Annotated in this window: 8 protein-coding genes; all 8 read right to left on the minus strand. The window is 65.3% G+C overall.

Going from position 1 to position 8,171, the window contains the following annotated elements; all coding sequences use genetic code 11:
* Positions 1-497: 4Fe-4S dicluster domain-containing protein (locus EOL86_10245; protein NCD25951.1), on the minus strand; the 497-nt coding region annotated here is incomplete at its 3' end.
* A 9-nt stretch (positions 498-506) separates the two neighbouring features.
* Positions 507-1,988, minus strand: a complete 1,482-nt coding sequence (locus EOL86_10250; protein ID NCD25952.1) for a hydrogenase — start codon at positions 1,986-1,988, stop codon at positions 507-509.
* Positions 1,985-3,421, minus strand: a complete 1,437-nt coding sequence (locus tag EOL86_10255; GenBank protein ID NCD25953.1) for a Fe-S-binding domain-containing protein — start codon at positions 3,419-3,421, stop codon at positions 1,985-1,987. The genes EOL86_10250 and EOL86_10255 overlap by 4 nt, the downstream gene beginning before the upstream one ends.
* Entirely contained in the window at positions 3,418-4,062 is a 645-nt protein-coding gene (locus EOL86_10260) for a hydrogenase (protein NCD25954.1), read from the minus strand. Before EOL86_10260 ends, EOL86_10255 begins: the two co-directional genes overlap by 4 nt.
* A complete protein-coding gene (locus EOL86_10265) occupies positions 4,055-4,978 on the minus strand; it encodes a formate hydrogenlyase subunit 4 (protein ID NCD25955.1) in 924 nt (307 codons plus the stop codon). The genes EOL86_10260 and EOL86_10265 overlap by 8 nt, the downstream gene beginning before the upstream one ends.
* Positions 4,960-6,900 carry an NADH-quinone oxidoreductase subunit H gene (locus EOL86_10270; GenBank protein ID NCD25956.1) on the minus strand — a complete coding sequence of 647 codons (1,941 nt, stop codon included), beginning with the start codon at positions 6,898-6,900 and terminating at the stop codon, positions 4,960-4,962. The genes EOL86_10265 and EOL86_10270 overlap by 19 nt, the downstream gene beginning before the upstream one ends.
* Positions 6,897-7,583 (minus strand): helix-turn-helix domain-containing protein, encoded by a 687-nt coding sequence (locus EOL86_10275; protein ID NCD25957.1) that lies wholly within the window; start codon positions 7,581-7,583, stop codon positions 6,897-6,899. Before EOL86_10275 ends, EOL86_10270 begins: the two co-directional genes overlap by 4 nt.
* A gap of 22 nt (positions 7,584-7,605) precedes the next feature.
* Positions 7,606-8,163: a hypothetical protein gene (locus EOL86_10280; GenBank protein ID NCD25958.1), complete on the minus strand. Its 558-nt coding sequence runs from the start codon at positions 8,161-8,163 to the stop codon at positions 7,606-7,608.
* Positions 8,164-8,171 lie beyond the last annotated feature (8 nt).

Raw genomic sequence — 8,171 nt, forward strand, 5'->3', positions numbered from 1 at the left:
ACGTACTGGATGCCGAAGCGGCCCAGATCCCAGCCGATGGTTCCAAGCACGTTGATGTCCGCCTCGCAGGCATTGCAGCCACCGGCGCAGACCTGACGCAGGCGCAGGGATCGGCCGAAGAGGCGGAGCATTTTCTTGTCCAGGGCCTCGGCCAGACGCAATTCCTGATGGTCCGGGGTCAGGACGAGGTCCTCGCGTCGCCGGGTGGCCAGGCGGTGATCGTTGGTGTGTTGGATGGCGCCGTGGGGGCAGACCGTGACGCAGTCGCCGCAGAACAGACATCGGCCCAGATCCAGCCGGAGCTGTCCGTTATCCTTGGTGATGGCCTGGTTGGGGCAGACCTCGACGCACAGGGCGCAGTCCGGTGCGCAGCGTGTGCTGTCCAGGCGCAGGGCGCCGCCGTGACGGTCGGGCAGTGCCGGGGCCGTGCCATGGGGAAAGGCAATGGTCATGCAGCCGCGTTTGAGCCGGTTGGCCAGGGTTTCGAAAATATACATGCGCTCCCCCTAGAGATCGAAGCCGCAGTAGGACAGGCTGAAGCTTTTGTTGCAGATCGGGAAATCCGAAATGTCCGTGCCGCGCAGGGCCAGGGCCAGCCCGGCCCAGTTGTGGAAGGATGGGTCCGTGATCTTGTAGCGCCGGAAACGACCGCCGGCATCGGTCAGGGCCACGTGGCAGACCTCGCCCCGCCATCCTTCGATCAGGGCCACGGCCAGGGCTTTGGGCTGGGGTGGGTGGACGGGGGTCAGGATGTCCCCGTCCACGGCGCTGTCGAGCTGTTCCAGCAGGTAGCGGCCGGAGCGCTGAATTTCCAGGGATCGGACCCTGGCCCTGGCAAAAACGTCACCGCTGGGCCAGACCGCCACCGGAACCTGGGAAAAGCGGTGCCACCCGGCCGGGTGATCGAAACGCACATCCCGGACCAGTCCGCAGGCGCGTCCGGCCGGGCCGACTAGCCCGATGTCCGCGGCCTGGGGCGTATGCACGATGCCGACGTTGCGAAAACGGACCCGGACCGAGGCCGCGTCCCAAAACCAGGACATGGCTTGGTCCACGTCGGCGAGGTGGGTTTGCAATCGGGTCTTGAGGGTTTCCAGACGTTCGGGTTCCAGGTCGTGGCGACAGCCTCCTGGGCGGATCAGGCCCCGGCCGAAACGGTTGCCGCACATGAGCGCGGTCAGGTTCAGGAAATCTCCCCGGATTTTGCCGCAGGGGGCGGAGGTTGGCAAAAAGGCCACGTCTCCGGCCAGGGCGCCGATGTCGCCGGTATGGTTGGCCAGACGTTCCAGTTCCAGGGCCAGGGCGCGCAGCCACTGGGCGCGTAGCGGGGCCTCGGCCCCGCCCAGGGCTTCCATGACCGTGGCGTATGCCGTGGCGTGGGCGATGGTCGTGTCGCCGGCCACGGTTTCCATCTGGGTCATGGTGGACCGGTGCGGGCCGCCGGCGAGGTGTTCCTCGATGCCCCGGTGTTGGTAGCCCAGGGCGATCTCCAGGTGCAAAACCTCCTCGCCCCGGCATTGGAAGCGAAAATGCCCCGGTTCGATGACGCCGGCGTGGACCGGCCCCACGGCGACTTCGTGGATTTCGCCGCCATCGACCCGGAAAAAGGGCGCGTTGGCCGGAGCCGGGCCGTTGGCGTGGCGCACGGGTTTGATCCAGGGATGGCCGGTGGGCACCAGCCCGTGTTGTTCCCAGACTTCACGTTCGAAGAGGTGGGCCTGGGGATATCTGGGCGTCAGGGACGGATAGGAGCCGCTGATGGGCTCGGAGCGGGCCACGCCGAGGACGCTTTCGGCGTCCATGGCCAGAACGGCCATCAGGATGGTTTCGTCTCCTTCCGGAACGCCGAACCAGGAGCAGATCCGTGCTCCGCGATCCAGAAGTTCGCCCGTGACCCGGACCAGCTTGGTGATGGAAAAGGCCGGAACCGATGACCAGGAAACGCGGGAGCCGTTGGCAAAGGTGAAAAAGGGAGCAAGTGTGTTCATGGCTGTGCGACGAGTTGGAGGACAGCGGCGGACCAGGCGTCCTTGAGGACTTCCGGCGTGAAAAGCCCCAGCCAGAGAGAGGCCGTAAGCAGGGCCAGCGGCGGCAGAATCAGTCCGACGTTTTCCGCGATTCGGCGGGGCGCGTTCTGGCGCGCGCGTGGTCGGCCGTCGACCACGGCGAAAACGATGCGGGACAACCCAAAAAAGGCCAGGAGCAGACAGAACAGGAACAGGCCCATGGCCCATCCCTGGCCCGCGGCAAAGCCGGCGCGCAGCACGAGAAGTTCGCTGAAGAATGGCGCGAAGGGCGGGCAGGCCGTGATGGCGAACATGCCGGTCACGAAGATGGCGGAGGATTTGGGCATGAGATGGAACATGCCCCGGACATGCTCCATGGACGAGGAGCCTCCGGCCTGTTCGAGGTTGGACGCGCCCAGGAAGAGCGCGCCCTTGGTCAGGCCGTTGCTCCAGATGTGGAACAGGGCCGCCCATAGGCCGGCTTCGCCCAGGGATGCGGCGATACTCAGGATGCCCATGTGTTCGATGCTGGAATAGGCCAGCATGCGTTTGAAGTCTTTTGTCCGCAGCAGGAACAGGGCCGCGACCAGGGTCGAGAACAGGCCCAGGCCAAGCAGGGTGCCGGAGGCCACGGCGGACTCGCCGGCCGCGTCGATGACGGGCTTGATGCGCAGGATCGCCATGAAGGCCACCGAGGTCACGCCGCCGGCCAGAATTGCGCCGACAATGCCCGGACTTTCGCCGTAGGTGTCGGGTTTCCAGGTGTGCATGGGAGCCAGGCCCATTTTGGTGCCGTAGCCGACCAGGAGCAGGACCCAGGCCGCCAGAACCCAGACCTTGGACAGGTGGGGGCCCTGGGCCAGCAGGGTGGCGAAGGTGATGTCGCCGGAGCCGCCGCCGTGCAGGGATGCGTAGCCCAGGCAGATGGACCCGAGCAGGGACAGGGCGATGCCGGTGCCGCCGACGAGCAGGTATTTCCAGGTGGCTTCGAAGGCGCGGGGCGTGCCCAGAAAATGGATGAGGGGTACGCAGGCCAGGGTCACGCCTTCGGTCGCGATCCACAGGATGCCCAGATGCCGGGCCTGATGTCCGGCGCTTAAGAGCCCCAGGACCAGCAGCAGGGCGGCCACGAAGACGCGGTTGCCCTGGCTGTGCGCGCGCAGATAGCCGACGGCGAATCCGGCGCAGCCCAGAAAAAGCAGGGACACGCCGGGCAGCACTGCCCGCGCCAGGGGGTCGAAGGCCAGCCATGCGGCAGGATCATAGGCCGGCGGGCGGATCAGAAACCAGCAGGCCAGCAGGGCGTGGAGCAGGGCAAAGGCGGGCAGCAGCAGTGGCCGGGACCGGTTGTTCGGCCACAGGGCGGCAAGCACTGCCCCCAGAAACGGGACGAGGATGAGAATTTGGGAGTTCATTCGTGCAACGCCGTGAGTTTGCGGGTGTCGAGGGAGTCAAAGGCCCGTTGGATGCGGTCGACGATGATGCCGATAACGAAAATGCCGACGGTCACGTCCAGCAGAATGCCGAATTCGACCAACATGGGGGTCGAATGGATGAGCAGCAGGCCGAAGAGATAGATGCCGTTTTCCAGGATGAGGTAGCCGCAGACCTGGGAAATGGCCTTGGTCCGTCCGATGAGCAGGATGAACCCGGTCAGGATCAGGGCCAGGGCGCCGGGAACGTGCAGGGATCCGGCGTGCTCCGGCAACAGGGGCAGGTGCCGCGTCAGGATCACGGCGGCGATGGTCGCCGTGGCTCCGAGCAAGAGGGATGGAATGTAGCCGATAAAGGGTTTGAGCTCGCGGGCGATGTTGGCCGTGCGCATGGCCCGGTGCAAAAGTCCGGGAATGATGATGCCCTTGCCGGCCACCGTGGCGATGGTCAGCAGGACCAGTTGCCAGTTCATCTCGCCGTGTTCGAGCAGCAGGGGCGCAAGGCCGAGGAGCACGCCCTGGACGGCCACCGCCCGGATCAACAGCGGCAGACGGCTGGTGCCCAGCGCCAGCAGGTTGAAGCCCAGGGCCACGCCGATCAAGAGATTGAACAGATCAGCCATGAAGACCTCCCATCCAGGTCAGGATCAGGGGAAAGAGGCAGAACAGAAAACCAATGGTCAGAAGAAGCGGTGTGCGCCGGAAGGCCAGCCGTGCGGTCAGCGACTCGACCAGACCCACGGCCACGGCGACGAGGACGACGCCCAGGGCCAGGACGGCCAGGGACGCGCCCGGGGACATTACGCCCACGGGCAGGACGGCCTGGACCAGGAACGCGGCGAAGAGCATCAGCTTGACCGAGGCTCCGTGCAGAATCAGGGCCAGGGGCGGGCCGCTGTGGTCCAGGACCATGACTTCGTGGATCATGGTCAGCTCCAGGTGTGTGGTGGGGTCGTCAAAGGGCACCCGGCAGTTTTCGGCCAGGAGGATGATGAACAGACCAACCGCCAAGAGCGCCGCCGATGGTCCTGGCAACGGTGCGAACAGGTGTTGCAGGGTGATGGTGCCGGACTGGATGGCCAGGGTCAGGGTGGCGGTGATGATGCCGATTTCGGCCAACACGGCGAAGCTGACCTCGCGCACGGTGCCCATGCCCTCGAAGGCCGAGCCGGTTTCCATGGCGCCCCAGGCCGTGCAGAAACGGGCCAGGGCCAGCAGATAGATGAGCAGCAGCACGTCGCCGTCAAAGGGAAAGACGCACCCGGCTCGGCCCAGGGGCATGAGCAGGGCGGCCGCGACGACGGCCATCCAGGTCACGGCCGGGGCGATGAGAAATCCGGGCGAGGCCAGATCGCTCATGACCACGCCTTTGTTCCAGAGGCGGAACAGATCGTAGTAGAGCTGGAGCACGGGCGGACCCTGGCGGCAGGCCACCCAGGCCTTGACCTTGGTGATGATGCCCGGAAGCAGCGGGGCCAGGATGAGCCAGGCCAGAAGGCGGACTGCGATGTCGAGGACGGTCACTGTATTCCTCCCCAGAAGGCCAGGGCGCCAAGGATCATGACGCCGGCGAAGACATAGAGAATGTAGATGTGCAGACGGCCGTGTTGCATTTTTTTGGCGCCGTCGGCCAGCCAGACAACGCCCGTGCTCACGGGCTGGATGGCTTTTTCCAGCACGGTTTCCGGAATTCGTTCCAGGGCCAGGGCCTGCTCGGGAAAATGGCCGCGCACGCGTCGGACAAGACGGCTGGGGCGCAGAATCCAGGCGAACCATTCCGTCGCGATGCCGGCGAAGGAGCCGCCGCTATACTGCATGCGGGCCGTGGGCGCGGCATAACCGCAGTCCCAGGTGGGGCCGAAGCGCAGTCCCTGAAGGCGGACTTTGCTCATGAAGGCTGCCGCCAGGGCGATGAGCACCGCGAACAGGACAAGATGAAATTGTCCGAGATCGGCCACGGGCATGGCTGGAATCTCTGTCCAGTTTCCGCTCCAGGCGGAGGCCGCGTTGCCGATAGGGGCCAGAACCAGGGTCGGGAACAGGCCGATACCGGCCATAAGTCCGGCCAGGACGAGCATGGGCGCGCGCATGGTCCAGCCGCACTCGTGGGCCGTAATGGCCGGCTTGGTGCGGGGCGCTCCCAGGAAAATGATGGTCATTGCCTTGGCGAAGGCCGCCAGGGCCAGGGCTCCGGCGGCGGCCAGGAGGATGACCACGGGAATGATCGCCTGGGCCATGTCACCTTTGGTCATGACGGATTTGATCAGGCCGAGATAGATGATCCATTCGCTGACAAAGCCGTTCAGTGGCGGCAGCCCGGATACGGCCGCCGCGCCCATGGCGAACAATCCCGTGGTCCAGGGCATGGCCCGCCACAGCCCGCCCAGACGGCTCATGTCCCTGGTGCCCGTGGCATGCAGGACGGAACCGGCGCCGAAGAAGAGCAGGGCTTTGAACAGGCCGTGATTCCAAACATGCAAAAGTGCTCCGCACAGGGCGATGCGGCCCCAGGCTGCCTGGCCATGGGTCTGGGCCAGGATGGCCAGCCCCAGCCCGGTCAGGATGATGCCGACATTTTCCACCGAACAGTAGGCCAGAAGGCGTTTGAAATCGTTCTGGGCCAGGGCGAAGGCGATACCGAGCAGGGCGCTGGTTATGCCCAGGGTCAGGACGATCCAGCCAGCGCCGTCCGGAAGGGGTAGCCAGGAACTGTAGCGGACAATGCCGTACACGCCCATCTTGATGGCCACGGCCGACATCATGGCCGAAACATGGCTTGGTGCGTTGGCGTGGGCCGAGGGCAGCCAGATGTGCAGGGGAAACATGCCCGCCTTGACCCCGAAGCCGACCAGGGCCAGCCAGAAAAGCGGGGCCAGGGCGGTTTGGTCACGCATGGGCCCAAGATCCCAGCTGCCGGTCTGGGCGGCCAGGGCCGTGAAAAAAGCGAACAAAAACATGGTTCCGACATGGGACGCGGCCAGATAGAGCCAGCCGGCCCGGCGTACTTCCGATTTGGTGTTGTCCAGGGTGATCAGAAAGTAGGCGCTGATGGCGAAGACTTCCCAGGCCAGCAGGAAATGCAGGCCATTGGCCAGACTCGGGACCAGAACCATGCCCAGGATCAGGACCGCGCCCCAGGACCTGCCCCGTGCGGCCGATGCGGGATACTGCCGGTCGGACCAGTATTCGCGGGAATAGATCGCGCTCAAGCCGCCGACCAGACTGACCACGATCAAAAATACGGCCGAGACACCATCCAGGAAGAAATTCGGTGTTTCACCGCCCAGGGTGAAGGCCGCCCGCCAGGTCCATGCCTCCGCGTGACCCAGGATGCCCAGCGCGGTTGTCAGGACCCCGACCGCTCCGCACAGAACGAGCGTCAGCCAAAGCCTGGGGTGTCTGCCCGCGCCGATGGCCAGGGTCAGGCAGGCCAGGGAAGAAAAAAAGAGCATTGCGGTCATCGGGCCAGCCCTTGTCGCGAGGTCCAGGCCTGTTCAATGATTTGAAAGAGCGTTGCATCGTCTTGGGAAGACTGGATGTCCTGAAAAATTCCAGCCGCGACGCTTTGGGCCAGCAGGCCGAGCATGGTCACATGCACGCGGGGCGTGGGCGAAATGAAGAACAGAAGGCGCGAGATAGGCGTTCCATCCGGTGTTTCCATGGACGCAAGCGGCGTGGTCAGCAGGATCAGGGCGACCCGGGCGCTGTTTTCGCCCAGGGCCACGCGCATGGCCGGGTGGGGCAGGGCGAAGCCGTTGCCGACCGGGGCCATGGTCACCCCATTGGGGCTGGCCAGCCTTTGGGCCAGCATGTCGCGCACGGGGCCGGCCAGACCGGGCAGATTGGCCACGATCCGCCCGAAAATGCCGGGCAGGTCGTCGGGCCGCGCGTCATGCCAGATACCTCCCCGGCGCAACAGCTCGGGCAGGGACAGGGCTTCGGCCTGGGCCGGGGCCGGCTCGGACAAAAAGCCCGTGTGGGCGGCCAGGCCCCTTTGGGCCGCCCATTCCATGACCTGGGACTGTTCGAACAGGATGCGCCCCCGGTCATGCACGTGGGGCATGCCTTCCTTGCGGACCCAGTCCGTGACGACGTTTTCCGACACGCCAAGGGATTCCGCGATTTGGATGAGATTGAGATACATGATGAATGCTTTGTGTCGAGGATTACAGGTACGAGTTCAGAAAGATGGCGATGGCCAAGACCATGATGCCGATGCCGAGGTAGAGGATATACGACTGGGTCCGGCCGTGTTGAAATTGCGCGGCCAGATCGGCCAGGCGCAGAACGCGCTGTCCGACGGGCTCGACCAGGTGTTCGAGAACGGTTTCCGGAGTGTGGGATTCGCTCCGCGCCGAGGCCGGGAAAAATGTCGCGGGCAGGATTTCATGAAGCCTGGGGCGCAGAATCCAGACAAACCACGAGACGATGGTGTCCGCGAAGGAGCCGGCCGTGTACTGCATGCGGGCGGACGGGGCGGAAAAACCGCAATCCCAGGTGGGCGCTGTCCTTACGCGCCGTCGCGTTACAATAAGTACGATACAGCCCGCCATGACGGCCAGCCCGGCGAGGACCAGATGGGCCGCGCCCAGACCGGACAGGCCGCCCGGTGGCTGGGTGGGCAGGGATACACCGGACCATGCGTGGGCCACCCGTGGCAAGATGCGCCAGACCACGGCCGGAAAGAGACCGATGACCATGCACCCGGCGGCTAGCAGGAGCATGCCCGCGC

The organism is Deltaproteobacteria bacterium (assembly GCA_009930495.1).
GTDB lineage: Bacteria > Desulfobacterota > Desulfovibrionia > Desulfovibrionales > Desulfomicrobiaceae > Desulfomicrobium.

Excerpts from the sequence above, each read along its gene's own strand:
- EOL86_10260 (NCD25954.1), bottom strand. The coding sequence starts at position 4,062 with ATGGCTGATCTGTTCAATCTCTTGATCGGCGTGGCCCTGGGCTTCAAC.
- EOL86_10280 (NCD25958.1), bottom strand. The coding sequence starts at position 8,163 with ATGCTCCTGCTAGCCGCCGGGTGCATGGTCATCGGTCTCTTTCCGGCC.
- EOL86_10275 (NCD25957.1), bottom strand. The coding sequence starts at position 7,583 with ATGTATCTCAATCTCATCCAAATCGCGGAATCCCTTGGCGTGTCGGAA.
- EOL86_10250 (NCD25952.1), bottom strand. The coding sequence starts at position 1,988 with ATGAACACACTTGCTCCCTTTTTCACCTTTGCCAACGGCTCCCGCGTT.
- EOL86_10270 (NCD25956.1), bottom strand. The coding sequence starts at position 6,900 with ATGACCGCAATGCTCTTTTTTTCTTCCCTGGCCTGCCTGACCCTGGCC.
- EOL86_10255 (NCD25953.1), bottom strand. The coding sequence starts at position 3,421 with ATGAACTCCCAAATTCTCATCCTCGTCCCGTTTCTGGGGGCAGTGCTT.